Below are 15,168 nucleotides of genomic sequence, written 5' to 3' on the forward strand. Positions count from 1 at the left end.
AAAAGGGCAAGATACACTCCACGAGATCCGAACGACAAGTTAGCCTTGCAAATCCTCGTCGATCAATTCCTCGCTTTCAGGCATGCCGTAGGCGATGAATTTGGCGTAGGAAAGATAAATCATGCTGCTGTCGCGCATGGCCTTAGCGCCGTATGTCATGCGCTCTAGCTTCCTTGCGTCGGCGGATTCGGATGTGCGGAGCGATGTCACGTGCTCTTCGAGGACTTTGTTGTACCGCGCCATCGCCTGCTCGACTTCGCGGTAAGCCTGTAAGATCGCGTCAGTCATGACCGCGCTCCCTTCGCGAAGGTAAAATACACCACTCTCTTTCCGAGGGTCAACCTGACGCGATGGCGGCTTTGGCTCGATTATCACCGCCGATCCTTCAGACGCTCTCCCGCGTGGCAGGCGTGGACTATGCGGCGCCCGAAGCAAAGACAGCACAGGAAATCGCACGCGGCGTTGCTGCCCTGTTTTTCCTCTTCACGCGGCAACGTGACGGACTCGCCGGGCCGTATCTGGAGAGAGACGATCTGCGACGGGCCTATGTGGCCTACTACCTTCCGGTCAACCTGGCGAAGGTGCAGTCGCTGCTTAAAGAGTTGCCCGCGTGGCCGACGGATCCGGCTTCGGCGGGAAGACCGTTCAGAGTCCTGGATATTGGGAGCGGACCGGGGACGGCCGTCCTGGCCGTATTGGACTGGATGGCGGCCGCGCCGAATTTGTCGGCGCGGCCGCTCGAGTGCGTCGCGATAGACCGTTCGCCGATGGCGCTCGGCGATTGTGCATGTCTGTGGGAAACGTACAGGAGTCTGGCGCGGGCGCCTGGTGGGCAGCTCCGGACGGTCTGTGAGGATGTCGAGCGGACCTCTCTGTGGAGGCGCTGGGATCGGCGTTCCAGCGAATCCTTCGACGTCATTGTACTTGCCAACGCTCTGGGGGAACTTTTCATCTCGGCACGCGATCCGCTGGCTCCAAGAGTCGCGCTGGTCAGCTCCCTTCTGGACCTCCTCGACCCGGCGGGTACGTTGATGATCATCGAACCGGCGCTGCGGGACACCTCGCGTGCCCTGCACCGGCTGCGCGACCGACTGCTGGAGGATAAGGTCTGCACCGTCTACAGCCCGTGTCTACATGAGCAGACCTGTCCGGCTTTGGTCAAGGTGGAGGATTGGTGCCATGAGGAACGCCAGTGGGTGCCGCCGCCGATCGTGTCGGTGATCGATCGGGACGTAGGATTGATCAAGGACGCGTTGAAGTTCTCCTATCTGTTGCTGCGCAAGGATGGTCGGACGATTGTGCCGAGGCGAACGGATGTCTACCGCGTCGTGAGCGAGTTGCGGAAGATGAAGGGCGAAAAACGGGTCTGGCTGTGCAACGAGACGGGAAGGCCGGAGGTGGGCCTCCTCGACCGAATGCGCTCGGAGACGAACGCCCCGTTTGAGGCACTTCATCGGGGTGCGATCGTGAAGATCGACCAGATTGTGCGTGGGCAACGGAAAGGACGGGAAGCCACGGTTGGACGGATTCCAGAATCTGCCACCGTCGAGGTCATCCGGTCTGTATAAGGCGGCACGGCGTAAAGGCGAAGCTTCACAACACAGGAGTGGCCAGCCTGGCCAGGGATTAATCGGCTTCCGGTTCCGAGTTGCCATGGATATGAGTGACGCGGTCCTCATCAAAGAGTTCCGCCATTTCCTCGGCGATGAGTTCCCGGTCGCTCGGAACCGAAACCAGCGGAATCTCCTTCCGCGCCTTGGGCTGATCGGGCTCGGTGGATTCGGCGGGCTTCCGCTGGGGTGGCTTGGGTTCGCTCATATGTTGAAAATATACCCTGAAACAAGGAAACAAGCGCAAAGGGACTACTCGAACGCTTCCAACGACGATTTTTCCGGAAATCGGTGTTGGCAGGCGGAGCAGGTCAAGAAGTAGATTGCCTCCCGTACCGACAGGGTCGCTCGAAAATCCAGGGTCACACCGCGATGCTGGCATGCCGGGCAGGACATCTCCTTGAGGCGGTACGGAATGTCCGGCTGGGTGCGAAGATAAAATTCCATGTCTGTGTAAACCGGGAATGTGTAACGGCAAGCGGTGCACACGCCTTTCCATTCCCCGTCCGGCTGCATCGTGCGGCGGTCGATCATGAAATGACTTCCCTTGCAGATCGCGCAGCGGACTTCGGCCAGGCGTGATTCTACTTCTTCAACGGACGGCTTGGTCATCCCGGCGCGGTCCTCCGCAAAAGCCTTTGCCTTATCGGGGATGACGAGTATAACGGCTATTGCCGCAAGACTGCAACCTGTTGGAGGTGGACTCCTGTGCCGTTCTGGCCGAACCCGCGGCTATCTCATCGGACGGTGGGCGCCGGATTGCCGGTAGTCATACGGAATGGCGCACTTCTCTCCTCCTAGCCCCTTAAACACCTTGACGGAGGAACGCCTACTCGATACCTTTAGGTCCGATGCACTTCATCACCGATTCGCTGCTGGTGGGGAACAGCGACGACGCGCACGAACCGGCGCCGTTTGTGAGTGGGCTTTTGCTGGTGGCCGGCGAATACCAGGTTCAGCCCCCGCCATGGGTTTCGTATCATGCCGTTCCCTTAAAAGAGTTTGCGGCCGTCGATCCGCTCGATCTATACCATGCGATAGAGTGGCTTGAACGACACGTTCCGTCGGGTCGTGTGATGGTTTGCTGTCGGGCGGGCATGGGCCGTTCGGTATCGGTGGCTATCGCCTATCTTTGTTGCGTGGAAGGCATGACGTATGACGATGCGGTCAAGCTGGCATCGGCGCGGCGTCCGGGAGCCGCGCCGGTTCCCAAACTCCAGGAGACCATTCGGGTCGTGCAACGGATGCGGCAGGAACACAAGCGTTCGGCTGAATCTCGCGATAGGCCGGCCGATCCTGCCTGTGGCCACTTGTAACATGTCGTGTTCCCGCCGGGGTTACGCCTATCTGAATTCATTCTCATGCCTGAACTGCCGGAAGCGGAAGTCGCCGCTCGTCAACTTCGAAGCCGAATCGTCGGCGGTGTCGTCCGAGATTGCTGGGTAGGTCGTGCGGACATGGTGCGTGAAGGGTTGTCCACGCTGGAGTGGTACCGCGGTTCACGGATTATTGCGGTGAATCGGCAGGGCAAATGTCTGGTGTTCGCCTTGTCCCGCGGAGCTGAGGTGCGGTACATCGTCGGGGAACTCGGGATGACCGGGCGCTTCCTGTTCAAGGCGGCGGGCGAACGGCTTCCCCAACACACGCATTTCACGCTGTACTTAGACGGGGTGGCGGAGCCCGAGGTGCGCTACTGGAATCCCCGGCGGTTCGGGAGAATTTATTTGTTGGATCGACAAGGATTGGACCGTTTTATCGCTAGACGGTTCGGCTGTGATCCCCTGGTGGTGACGAAGGAGGACTTCCTGCATCTCCTGCGTGCACGCCGGGGGAGGCTCAAGCCGCTGTTGATGCACCAGCAGGTCATCGCTGGAATCGGGAACATCTACGCAAACGAAATTTTGTTTCGCGCCGGCCTCCACCCCTATCAACGAGCCAGCCGCCTGCGGAGGCCGGCCGCCGAGCGGCTGTACCGGACCATGCGAGACGTACTAGAAGAGGCTATTGCATACGGAGGCTCCAGCGTACGGGATTTCTTTGCGCCGGACGGAACGGAGGGACGGTACAGACAACGACATCTCGTTTACGGAAAAGCGGGTCAGCCTTGCCCGAACGGCTGCGGCCGACGTATCAAGCGGTTGCGGGGGGAGCGCAGTTCCTTCTATTGTCCTTCGTGTCAGCGAAACGACCGGTCATAAAATTTCTTCCTTGACTAGCACGGGCGAATTTCCGTACACTTTGTTCCCTTCCTACCTTTGGAATTCAATAACTTTAAGTCTTTCCGGTCGATCGGAAGCAGATAGGACTTCTGAGCCCGCCCGGTAGGCCCTTTGGAGGATTGAGGCGGGCAAGAGATTCCGCTACTCTAGCCCTCCTGTTGTGTTGATGCCGGCAAAAGGAGTCCCAGCCAATGGCGAAAGTGCTCGAGGGCCCCGGAATGGGGCTGATGAAAAAGTGGGGGATTACGGTTCCCAATTATGTCGTTGTGTCCTCAGCTGACGAGTTGACGAAGCTGGGGCAGGTCAATGATTGGCTCAAAAAGGCGAAGCTGGTCGTCAAGGCTCATGAAGCGCTCGGTTCCCGCTTCAAGCTCGGACTTGTGAGAGTCGGCCTAGACTTCTCAGGTGCGGAGGCGGCTGCGAGGGAGATGCTAGGACGCCAGGTAGGCAGTCTCACGGTCTCTCAAGTCATCGTGTCGGAAATGATCCCCCACAAAGAGGAATATTATGCTGCGGTGAAATCCACCCGCGAGGGGGCGGACGTTCTTGTCGCGAACTGCGGTGGAATCGAAGTGGAGTCGAACTGGGATCGGGTGAAGCGGCTCTCGGTCGAAATCGGTACGACGCCCTCGCGGGATGCACTCGACAGATTGGCCAGGGAGGCCGGCTTCACGGGAGACCTCGCGAAGAAGATCGCCGATTTCGCCGGGAAGTTGTTTGCTTGCTTCGACAACGAAGACGCACAATACCTCGAGGTGAATCCGGTTGCGATGCGAGAAAGCGACGGCGAACTTGTGGCGCTTGACGCGGTCACGCTCCTCGATGCGGACGCCAAGTTTCGGCATCCCGATTGGAACTTCCCGTTCGCCGCAGAATTCGGCCGTCCTTATACGAAGAACGAGTTGGAAGTGATGGCGGTAGACGCCAAGATTAAGGGTTCGGTGAAGTTCATCGAGATTCCCGGGGGCGATGTGGCCATGTTACCAGCCGGTGGCGGGGCAAGCGTCTATTATTCGGACGCCGTGGTCGCCCGTGGAGGGAAACTGGCGAACTACGCCGAATATTCTGGCGATCCACCGGATTGGGCTGTCGAAGTCCTCACGGAAAAAGTCTGCTCCCTGCCCGGCATCAAGCACATCATCGTAGGCGGTGCGATTGCGAATTTCACCGACGTTAAGAAGACGTTCGGCGGCATCATCGCCGGATTCCGAAAGGCGAAGGCCGAAGGCAAGTTGAATGGGGTGAAAATCTGGGTGCGCCGCGGCGGGCCGCGCGAAAAGGAAGGGCTCGATGCGATGCGCGCGTTAAAGGACGAGGGCTTCGACATTCAGGTGTTCGACCGCCACACGCCGCTGACCGACATCGTCGACATGGCACTCCAAAAGCAGTAGCGACGACGCGTGATGAGCAGGTAGCGCGCGGGGGAAGGGCTCAGTTTCTTCCGCCCCTCATCATTCGTCATCCGTCACGGTTGGTTAAGAAGGGGAGACCCCGATGAGTATTCTCGCGAACAAAGACACCCGGGTGGTGATCCAGGGTGGAGCGGCGGGCTTGAACGCCGCGCGTCGGATGGCCGAGTTCTGTTACATGATCAAGCGTCCGCTAAACGTGGACGCGTTCGTCTATCCACCGGACGCGGGTAAGACCAACGAAGTGCCGTACGGCAGCGGTCTAGTGACGATTCCGGTATACAAGAGCATCGCTGAGGCGACCGCCAACCATCCGCAGATCAATACGAGCCTCGTCTACATCGGCGCTGACCGAGCCCTGGCCGCGGGAATGGAGGCGCTCAACGATCCGAAGATTCAGCTTGTGTCGATGATCACGGAAGGCGTGCCCGAGAAGGACGCGAAGCTGCTCGGCCGTCATGCGGTCAAGCTGGGCAAGATCTTCAACGGACCTTCCTCCATCGGCATCATTTCGGCGGGTTCCTGCCGGCTTGGCGTCATCGGCGGCGCATTCGACAACCTTGTCGCCTGCAAGCTTTATCGCGAGGGCTCATTCGGCGTCATCACGAAATCCGGTGGCCTCTCGAACGAGATCATCTGGATCTGTTCCCAGTTCGCCGACGGCATCACCACCGCGATCGGCATCGGCGGCGACGCCTATCCCGGTACGGATTACGTCACCTATTTGGAAATGTTTGAACAGGATCCCCAAACGAAGGCAGTGGTGATCGTCGGGGAGATGGGCGGCGATTTGGAGGAGCGGGCAGCCGAGTGGTACGGCGCAAGGAAGCGGCGGATCAAGCTCCTGGCGGTGGTATCAGGGTTCTGCCAAGAAAGTCTGCCAAAGGGCATGAAGTTCGGCCATGCCGGCGCCAAAGAAGGCCTGAAGGGCGAAGGGTCGGCCCGCTCGAAGTCCGAAGCGCTCAAGAAGGCTGGCGCGATCGTCCCGCCGACCTTCGGCGCCTTGGGTCCGGCCATCAAGGAAATGTACGATGAATTCGTCAAAACGGGGCAGGTCGTGCCGATTCCCGACTTGAGCCCGGCTGATCTGCCGAAGCTCCCCAAGACCGTCGACGAAGCCATGAAGACCGGCGAAGTCACGGTGGCGCCGCTGATCAAGACCACGATCAGCGACGATCGCGGCGACGAACCGCTCTACGACGGCTATCCCGCTTCGGAGTTGATCAATAAGGGTTACGACATCCCCCACATCATCGGTCTCCTCTGGGACAAACGGCTCATCTCCCAGCAGGAAGCGGAGGTCATCAAGCGGATCATCATGTTGTCTGCCGACCACGGTCCCTGCGTGAGCGGCGCGCTGGCCACGATCATTGCGGCCTGCGCCGGGATCGGCATGGCCCAGGCGGTTGCGGCCGGGCTGATCATGATCGGGCCTCGGTTCGGCGGCGCGGTCACCGACGCCGGCCGCTATTTCAAGTACGCGGTGGACAACAAGATGACGGTGGATGAATTTCTTTCGTACATGAAGCAAAACGTCGGCCCGGTTCCCGGCATCGGCCATCGCGTCAAGAGCGTGCGAAATCCGGACAAGCGGGTGAAGGAGTTGGTCAGCTATGTCAAGAGCCTCGGCATCAAGACGCCGCACTTGGACTTCGCCTTAGCGGTCGAGAAGGTGACCTCGGCGAAAAAAGAAAACCTGATCCTGAACGTGGACGGTACGATGGCGGCCGTCCTCGTGGATCTGGGCTTCCCCGTCGACAGTCTGAACGGCTTCTTCATCCTGGCCCGAACGATCGGCCTGATCGGTCACTGGATCGATCAGAAACGCCAGGACAGCCGGCTGATCCGGCTATTCGACTATCTGGTCAACTACGCCGCGCCCAGGCGGCGCGAGGTGCCGCCTGTGAAATAGCACGTCGCCAAGAGCAAACAGCGAATAGTTTTTGGCCGCTTGCTATCGGCTATTCGCCATGAGCTGAGGAGAGTCCCATGTCGCTGGAAATAGCCAAAACACTGTATGCGTCGATGCCGGAGAAGCTGGCGAAAGCGCGCAAGAAGTTCGGCCGCGCGCTTACGCTGACGGAAAAGATTCTCGTGGCGCACGCCGACAATTTCGACACTCAGGTGTGGGAACGAGGCAAGGCCATGTTGACGTTGCGGCCGGATCGGGTCGCCATGCAGGACGCGACGGCGCAAATGGCCATGCTGCAGTTCATGCAGGCCGGGAAGAAGAAGGTCGCCGTGCCGAGCACGATCCATTGCGACCACCTGATTCGCGCGGAAGTCGGGTCGCAGAAAGACCTGCTGCGCGCGATGGACGAGAACCGGGAAGTCTATAACTTCCTCGCCTCGGCTGCAAAGAAGTATGGGATCGGATTCTGGAAGCCTGGCTCCGGCATCATCCATCAAGTCGTCCTCGAAAACTACGCGTTCCCCGGCGGGTTGATGATCGGGACGGACTCCCATACGCCCAACGCCGGCGGCCTCGGCATGCTGGCGATCGGCGTCGGCGGAGCCGACGCGGGCGAGGTCATGGCCGGGCTTCCGTGGGAAGTCCTCCATCCCAAGCTGATCGGTGTCCGGTTGACCGGCAAATTGAACGGCTGGGCGTCTCCGAAGGACGTGATCCTGTATATCTGCGGTCTGCTCACCGTGAAAGGGGGCACGAACAAGATTCTGGAGTATTTCGGCCCAGGCGCCGAAACCATCAGTTGCACAGGGAAGGGTACGATCACCAACATGGGTGCCGAGTTGGGCGCCACGACGTCGATATTTCCGTTCGACCAGAAAATGGTAGCGTACTTGAATCTTACGGACCGTGCGGATATCGCGAACCTGGCCCTGGCGAATCGCGAGTTGCTCACCGCCGATCCGGACGTGCTGCAATCGCCGGAGAAGTACTTTGACCAAATCGTCGAAATCGACCTGTCGCAACTCGAGCCGTATGTGGTCGGGCCGCACACGCCGGACCTGGCCAGGCCGATCTCCAAGATGGCGGCGGAAGCCAAGGAGAAGGGTTATCCAGTCGAACTCAAAGCGGCGCTGATCGGCAGTTGCACCAACTCTTCCTATGAAGACATCAGCCGGTCAGCCCACGTTGCCCGCCAGGGACTGAAGGCGGGGCTCAGGGCGAAGACCGCGTTCCTGGTCACACCCGGCTCCGAGCGAATCTTCCACACAATGAAGCGGGACGGCTTCATGGACGCCTTTGAGCAGATGGGGGCCACCGTCCTGGCCAACGCCTGCGGTCCCTGCATCGGTCAATGGAAACGAGCGGACGCCGTCAAAGGCCGGGCGGATTCGATCGTCAGCTCGTTCAACCGGAACTTTCCTGGCCGCAACGACGGCATCAACGAGACCCTCTCTTTCCTCGCGAGCCCCGAGATTGTGACGGCGTATGCCTTTGCAGGGGATCTCACCTTCGACCCGGTACGCGGGACGCTGAAAGGAGCGGACGGCCGGGAATTCCGGTTTGAGCCTCCGCAAGGTGAGGAACTGCCGGCAAAGGGGTTTGCGAAGGGCGAAGAAGGCTATGTTCCGCCCGCCGAGGACGGCGAGGCGCTCACAGTGGACATCCCTCCTGACAGCGAGCGGTTGCAGTTGCTCCAACCGTTCCCCCGCTGGGACGGTCAAGATTTCATCAAGCTGCCGTTGCTCATCAAGACCAAAGGAAAGACGACGACGGATCACATTTCGCCGGCGGGTCCGTGGCTCAAGTACCGTGGCCATCTGGATAAGATCAGCGACAACATGTTCCTCGGCGCTAACAACGCGTTCTTCCCGGAGATTGGGAAAGGTACCGATGTGCTAACGGGCGAGTCGGGGCTCACGATCGCGCAGATCGCCCGGCGCTACAAAGCGAAGGGCATCGGGTCGGTGGTGGTCGGCGATGAGAACTACGGCGAGGGGAGCAGCCGCGAGCATGCGGCCATGTCGCCCCGCTATCTGAATGTTCGCGTGGTGCTGACCAAGAGTTTCGCGCGCATCCACGAGACAAATCTGAAAAAGCAGGGGATTCTTCCGCTGACCTTCGCCGATCCCGCCGACTACGACAAGATCGAGCAGTACGATCGCATCAGCATCACGGGGCTGAAGGACTTGGCACCGGGCAAGCCGGTCCGGGTGATCATTCACAAGCCGGATGGCAGAGAGATCGCCATTCAGGCAAACCACAGCTTGACGGAACAGCAGATCGGATGGTTCAAGGCTGGATCGGCCTTGAATGCTCTGAGTTGAAGACCAACAGGTTCGCGGTCCGGTGCGGGAGGGTTCGCGGCGCGGCGATTCCCCCGTTGCAGTCGAAGAGCAACGGGGAGGCGGCGTCGCGTATGCGGACGCCAGCGAGTCGGTGAGCTGGCTGGCCTGGCGACCTTGGCATTGGACATCGGGCTCAGGCCACCACAAATATCCTTATCATCAACGGAGAGGTGAGCGATGGGATATGCGAAGCTGACACCACCGACGAAGGGGCAAAAAATCACGATGGGACCGGACGGGAAGCTCCACGTGCCGGACAATCCGATCGTGATGTTCATCGAAGGCGATGGAACCGGGCCGGACATCTGGGCTGCCTCCGTGCGCGTGTTCGATGCGGCGGTGCAAAAAGCCTACAGCGGCAAGCGAAAGATCGAGTGGTTCGAAGTGTATGCGGGCGAGAAGTGCAACAAAATCTACGGGGAAAACACCTGGCTGCACGACGACACCTTGGTTGCTTCCAAAGAATACATGATCGGAATCAAGGGGCCGTTGACCACTCCGGTCGGCGGCGGGTTCCGCAGCATCAACGTGGCCCTTCGGCAACTGCTCGATTTGTACGTCTGCCAGCGCCCGGTCAAGTGGTACACCGGGGTGCCGGCGCCGGTGAAGAAGCCTCAACTGGTCGATATGGTGATCTTCCGGGAAAACAGTGAAGACATCTATGCCGGCATCGAATGGGAAAAGGGCACGCCCGAGGTCAAGAAAGTCATCGACTTCCTGCAGAAGGAGATGGGCGTGAAGAAGATCCGGTTCCCAGAGACGTCCGGCATCGGGGTAAAACCGATTAGCGAGGAGGGTACCCACCGCCTGGTGCGCGCGGCGATCAACTGGGCGCTGGCCAACAAGCGCAAGAGCGTGACGCTGGTGCACAAGGGCAATATCATGAAATTCACCGAGGGCGCGTTTCGCAAGTGGGGCTATGAATTGGCGAAGAAGGAATTCCCGGACAAGACGGTCGCCTGGGATGACTGCGGCGGCAACCCGCCTCCTGGGAAACTGTTGATCAAAGACGCGATTGCCGACAACTTCTTGCAGCAGATTCTCACCAGGCCGGCCGAATACGACGTGATCGCCACGATGAACCTGAACGGCGACTACATTTCCGATGCGCTCGCGGCGCAGGTGGGCGGGCTTGGCATCGCGCCGGGCGCCAACATCAACTATGTGACCGGCCATGCCTGGTTCGAGGCGACCCATGGGACCGCGCCCAAGTACGCGGGGCAGGACAAAGTCAATCCCGGGGCGGTCTTGCTCTCCGGCGTCATGATGCTGGAGTATATGGGCTGGACCGAAGCGGCGCGGTTAATCGAGAAGGGCATGTCCAAGACGATCGCCAACGGGACGGTTACCTACGACTTCGCCCGGTTGATGAGAGAAGAAGGGCGGACGGACGTCAAGGAGATCAAGTGCTCCGAGTACGGGACAGAGATCATCAGGAACATGGAATAGCGGCGGATGGCGAGGGGTGCGGAATGAGGCTCTTCCCTCTCGCCGCCGACCCCTTGCCTTCAACCCGTTAGTGTGTATGGCCGCAGAGAATTACGATACCCAGAACGTCATCGACCAGGAGGAAGTCCTCCGGCCGAAGATGGTGACGGTGGAGATCGCCGGGAAGACGTATCAGGTACCGGAAGGGATCACCGTGATCAAGGCGCTCTGGTACACCGGGCAAGAGGTCGTCCGCGGCGCCGGGTGTCTCGGCGGGTTCTGCGGCGCCTGCGCGACCTACTACCGGACGAAAGACGATCCCAAGGTCAAGACCTGCCTGGCCTGTCAGACCGCGGTGGAAGACGGCATGTCCTTTTCCATGGTGCCGCCGTTTCCCGCCCGGAAGGCTATCTACGATATTTCCAAACTGGAGGATCCCAAGCAGGATCTCTTCAATCTCTATCCGGAAGCGCCGCTCTGCCGGAACTGCAACGCCTGCACCGAAGCCTGTCCGCAGAAGATCGACGTCCGCGAAGGAGTCTGGAAAGCGGTGTTCGGCGATTTCAAGGGTGTCTCCGAGATGTTCATGGATTGCGTCATGTGCGGGCTCTGCGCGCCGGTGTGCATCGCCGACATCGCACCGAATTTCGTTGCATTGTACGTCAGCCGCGTCCAGGGTGCCCATTTCACAGAGAAGCCGGAACGGCTTGACCGAAGGATCAAGGAGATCCAGGAAGGCCGATACGAGGCGGAGTGGAACAAGATCCTGAACATGAACGACCAAGAGTTGGCGAACGCGTGCGCGGAAGTGAAATGAAGAACAAAGCTTTCAGCAATCAACGATCAGCCCTCAGCCGGAACGACGAATTGGAAGTCGACGCTTTAGGCTGGCTCGTACTGACAGCTGGAAGCTGAGAGCTGTTCGATGGACATTCACGTTCTCCAGCAGATCGTGCACAAGACCCGGGATTTTCGGCGCACGCAGACGTTGCCCAAATATTCTCCCGCCGAACGCGATACGCTGATCAAGAAATACCACCCCGATTACCGCGAAAGCGCCTACCGAACGCTCCGCTTCGGCCCCAACGCCGGTGAGAAGACGGTCGTGGAATTGGCTGCCTTGCTCGAAGGCGACAGCCCGATTCCGGATGACCTCGACTTGACGCCGGCCTATACGACGGATGTGCTCGTTGTCGGCGGGGGCGGGGCCGGGTGCGCAGCCGCGCTGCACGCGCATGGGCACGGCGCGAAAGTCATCTTGGCCACGAAGCTCCGCTTGGGCGATTCCAACAGCGTGATGGCCCAGGGCGGCATGCAGGTGTCCGTCGCGCCGGAGGACTCACCCATCCAACATTTCCTGGATACGCTCAAGGGCGGGCACATGCAGAATGACCGTCAACTGCTCAAGGTGATGGTGGAAGAAGGCCCGTCCGTCGCCAAGTGGCTGATCGAGTTGGGGGTGCTCTTCGATCGGGACGCCGACGGCAACCTGCACGTCAAGAAGGGCGGGGGCAGCTCCAAACCCCGACTCCTGACTTGCTCCGACTATACGGGGCTGGAAATCATGCGGGTGCTCAAGGACGAGGTGTTGAACCGGAAGATCCAGCTTCTGGAGTTTTGCGCCGTCGTCGAATTGTTGAGCGACGATCACGGCGCCTGCACCGGCGCGATCCTGCGAGATCTAGACAACAAGCGGTACATCGTCGTCGCGGCCAAGGCCGTGATTCTGGCGACCGGCGGCATTGGGCGGCTGCATATTCAAGGCTTTCCGACCAGCAACCACTATGGCGCGACGGGCGACGGGCTCTGCCTGGCCTATCGGATAGGCGCCAAGTTGGTCCAGATCGATACGTTCCAGTACCATCCGTCTGGGGCCGTCTATCCGGAGCAATTGGCGGGGGCGCTGGTGACGGAAGGGATCCGATCGGAAGGTGGTCATCTGGTGAATGCGCGGGGCGAGCGGTTTGTCAACGAGCTGGACACCCGTGACGTTGTGTCCTCTTCGATCATCCGCGAGTGCGAAGAAGGACGGGGTATCCGCACCATGTCCGGTCGCGTCGGCGTGTGGCTGGACACGCCGTTGCTGGAAGTCGAGCACGGACCGGGCACGCTGGAGAAGCATTTCCCCGCGATGGTACGCCAATACGAACGCTTCGGGATCGACATCAGCAAGGATCCGGTGCTGATCTATCCGACGCTGCATTACCAGAACGGCGGCGTGAAGATCGACGTGAACGGCGAGTCCGAGGTGCGGAACCTTTTCGTCGCCGGGGAAGCCTCGGGCGGTCTGCACGGGCGCAATCGCTTGATGGGTAATTCACTCCTGGATCTGATGGTGTTCGGGAAGCGCTCGGGCACCACAGCGGCGCAGCGGGCCGCCTCGATGTCGCAGGGCAAGTTGACGTTGAACCATCTCGCCCGGTTCCGCGCCGAAGCCCGCAAACACGGAGCGACCTTCTCCATCTTCTCGCCGATGGTCTTGCCGGCGTACGCGCGAAAGGAATAGCGAACAGCAACAGCGGTAGCCATAGCTAGCCAAGACGTTCAACAACTAGCTGCTCGCTATTCGCTTAAAGGAGAACCATGAACATCCACGAATTTCAGGCCAAGCAGTTGTTCGCGCAGTTCGGCGTGCCGGTGCCGCGCGGAAAGGAAGTTAGAACGCCGCTGGCCGCGGAGAAATGGGCTGCGCAGTTGAACAGCCCGGTCTTTGTGGTGAAGGCGCAAATCCATGCGGGTGGGCGCGGTAAAGCCGGCGGTGTCAAAATCACGAAGGACCGCGCCGAGGTTCCCGTTCTCGCCAAGGAACTGCTCGGCAAGACGCTGGTGACGCATCAAACTGGCCCGAAAGGACGGAAAATCCGCCGCCTACTGATCGAAGAGGGAATAGGGATTGCCAAGGAGCTCTATCTGAGTCTGTTGGTCGACCGGGATGCAGGTTGGCCGGTGTTCATCGCCAGCACGGAAGGCGGCATGGAAATCGAGGAAGTCGCCGCGCACATGCCGGAGAAGATTGTCAAAGAGCCGATCGACCCGGCGGTTGGCTTCCAAAATTACAACGGCCGTAATCTGGCATTCGGGCTGGGCCTGCCGTCCATTGAGCCGACCCTGCTCAATCCGTTCGTCCAGATGCTCGGCAACCTTTATCGCCTCTTCATGGAGAAGAATGCCTCGCTGGTCGAGATCAACCCGTTGGTCGTCACCACGGACAAAAAGCTGGTCGCCCTCGACGGCAAAGTGTCGTTCGACGACAACGGCCTCTTCAAGCACACCGACGTGCAAGCGATGCGCGATCTGCACGAGGAAGAACCGCTCGAGATTGAGGCCGGCGCCAACAACCTGAACTATGTGAAGCTAGACGGCAACATCGGCTGTATGGTCAATGGCGCCGGGCTCGCGATGGCGACGATGGACGTGATCAAACTGGCGGGCAGCGAGCCGGCCAATTTTCTCGACGTGGGCGGTGGGGCGACTAAGGAGACCGTGGCGGCGGGATTCCGCATCCTGCTCAAGGACAAGAACGTGAAGGGCATTTTCATCAATATCTTTGGCGGCATCGTGCGCTGCGAGCGGATCGCCCACGGCGTCATTGAGGCGGCGAAAGAGGTCGATATTAAGGTGCCGGTTGTCGTGCGCCTGCAGGGGACGAATGCGGAGGAGGGCCGGAAACTGCTGCTGGAGTCCGGGTTGAAAGTGGATGTGGCGACGGATCTGTGGGAGGCGGCGCAGAAGATTGTGGGGGTGACGGGGAAGAAGCGGAAGAAGGCGGTGGCGACGGCGTAGCGCGGACGCGGGGCCTGTCGCCGACCAGCCCGTCCGTCCTCGCACCCCGCCCGGTGTAGGGCCCCGCTGCGGGCGGACGGGCTCCCAGGTCGGCGCCACCCGCGATGCGCGCATCGCCGGACGAGGGAGATGGAAATAGGCAGAAATAGGCAGGGGGCAAGGATCAGATAGGGGCGGTGGCGACGGCGTAAATATATAAATATAAAGGTGGTGGCCAAGGGCGGGGAGACTCTCTCCGCGCGAAGCCACAGAGCGCCGTTGACCGCTCTAAGCCTCGCCTCTACTTGGCTGTGCAACTCGCTGCGTTTTAGCGCGAAGCGCCAACGCAGTTTCGAACAGTGCTCGCCATCCCGCCTGCGGCGGGTCGCGCCGGCTCAGCAAGAGCGGTTCGCAACGGCGCTCTGATGACGCTGCGAGAGTCTCCCCGCCCCGGCTATGCAGTTTTGTTCCTCGCCCTTTAGG

The 15,168-nt window shown here is 60.2% G+C and carries 13 protein-coding genes; 10 read left to right on the forward strand and 3 right to left on the reverse strand.

Annotated features, from left to right (window positions below):
* Positions 1-39 precede the first annotated feature (39 nt).
* Positions 40-288 carry a hypothetical protein gene (locus tag ACWHTU_RS03425; protein WP_447861663.1) on the reverse strand — a complete coding sequence of 83 codons (249 nt, stop codon included), beginning with the start codon at positions 286-288 and terminating at the stop codon, positions 40-42.
* Positions 289-350: 62 nt separating this feature from the next.
* Between ACWHTU_RS03425 and ACWHTU_RS03430 the strand changes: the two genes are divergently transcribed.
* Positions 351-1,568 carry a small ribosomal subunit Rsm22 family protein gene (locus tag ACWHTU_RS03430; protein ID WP_447861664.1) on the forward strand — a complete coding sequence of 406 codons (1,218 nt, stop codon included), beginning with the start codon at positions 351-353 and terminating at the stop codon, positions 1,566-1,568.
* Between the two features lie 58 nt (positions 1,569-1,626).
* Here the strand turns inward: ACWHTU_RS03430 and ACWHTU_RS03435 are convergent, their stop codons facing one another.
* Together ACWHTU_RS03435 and ACWHTU_RS03440 are read right to left on the reverse strand one after the other, a co-directional pair.
* The gene (locus ACWHTU_RS03435; protein WP_447861666.1) at positions 1,627-1,818 is read right to left on the reverse strand and encodes a hypothetical protein; all 192 of its coding nucleotides are present in this window, start codon (positions 1,816-1,818) and stop codon (positions 1,627-1,629) included.
* 44 nt (positions 1,819-1,862) lie between these two features.
* Positions 1,863-2,222 (reverse strand): hypothetical protein, encoded by a 360-nt coding sequence (locus ACWHTU_RS03440; protein WP_447861668.1) that lies wholly within the window; start codon positions 2,220-2,222, stop codon positions 1,863-1,865.
* A 239-nt stretch (positions 2,223-2,461) separates the two neighbouring features.
* Between ACWHTU_RS03440 and ACWHTU_RS03445 the strand changes: the two genes are divergently transcribed.
* The 9 genes from ACWHTU_RS03445 to sucC all read left to right on the forward strand — a co-directional run bounded on the left by ACWHTU_RS03445 (position 2,462) and on the right by sucC (position 14,706).
* The gene (locus ACWHTU_RS03445; RefSeq protein WP_447861669.1) at positions 2,462-2,926 is read left to right on the forward strand and encodes a protein-tyrosine phosphatase family protein; all 465 of its coding nucleotides are present in this window, start codon (positions 2,462-2,464) and stop codon (positions 2,924-2,926) included.
* A 45-nt stretch (positions 2,927-2,971) separates the two neighbouring features.
* Positions 2,972-3,808, forward strand: coding sequence for a bifunctional DNA-formamidopyrimidine glycosylase/DNA-(apurinic or apyrimidinic site) lyase (mutM, locus tag ACWHTU_RS03450; protein WP_447861670.1), 837 nt, complete (start codon positions 2,972-2,974; stop codon positions 3,806-3,808).
* A gap of 212 nt (positions 3,809-4,020) precedes the next feature.
* Positions 4,021-5,220: an ATP citrate lyase citrate-binding domain-containing protein gene (locus ACWHTU_RS03455; protein ID WP_447861672.1), complete on the forward strand. Its 1,200-nt coding sequence runs from the start codon at positions 4,021-4,023 to the stop codon at positions 5,218-5,220.
* 103 nt (positions 5,221-5,323) lie between these two features.
* Positions 5,324-7,150 (forward strand): citrate/2-methylcitrate synthase, encoded by a 1,827-nt coding sequence (locus tag ACWHTU_RS03460; protein ID WP_447861674.1) that lies wholly within the window; start codon positions 5,324-5,326, stop codon positions 7,148-7,150.
* 77 nt (positions 7,151-7,227) lie between these two features.
* Positions 7,228-9,474 carry an aconitate hydratase gene (locus ACWHTU_RS03465; RefSeq protein ID WP_447861676.1) on the forward strand — a complete coding sequence of 749 codons (2,247 nt, stop codon included), beginning with the start codon at positions 7,228-7,230 and terminating at the stop codon, positions 9,472-9,474.
* Positions 9,475-9,672: 198 nt separating this feature from the next.
* Positions 9,673-10,944: an NADP-dependent isocitrate dehydrogenase gene (gene icd, locus ACWHTU_RS03470; protein WP_447861678.1), complete on the forward strand. Its 1,272-nt coding sequence runs from the start codon at positions 9,673-9,675 to the stop codon at positions 10,942-10,944.
* A gap of 76 nt (positions 10,945-11,020) precedes the next feature.
* Positions 11,021-11,740 (forward strand): 2Fe-2S iron-sulfur cluster-binding protein, encoded by a 720-nt coding sequence (locus ACWHTU_RS03475; RefSeq protein WP_447861680.1) that lies wholly within the window; start codon positions 11,021-11,023, stop codon positions 11,738-11,740.
* 108 nt (positions 11,741-11,848) lie between these two features.
* Positions 11,849-13,429, forward strand: a complete 1,581-nt coding sequence (locus ACWHTU_RS03480; protein WP_447861681.1) for an FAD-binding protein — start codon at positions 11,849-11,851, stop codon at positions 13,427-13,429.
* A gap of 77 nt (positions 13,430-13,506) precedes the next feature.
* The gene (sucC, locus tag ACWHTU_RS03485) at positions 13,507-14,706 is read left to right on the forward strand and encodes an ADP-forming succinate--CoA ligase subunit beta (protein ID WP_447861683.1); all 1,200 of its coding nucleotides are present in this window, start codon (positions 13,507-13,509) and stop codon (positions 14,704-14,706) included.
* Positions 14,707-15,168: the final 462 nt, after the last annotated feature.

Source organism: Nitrospira calida, from assembly GCF_976986435.1.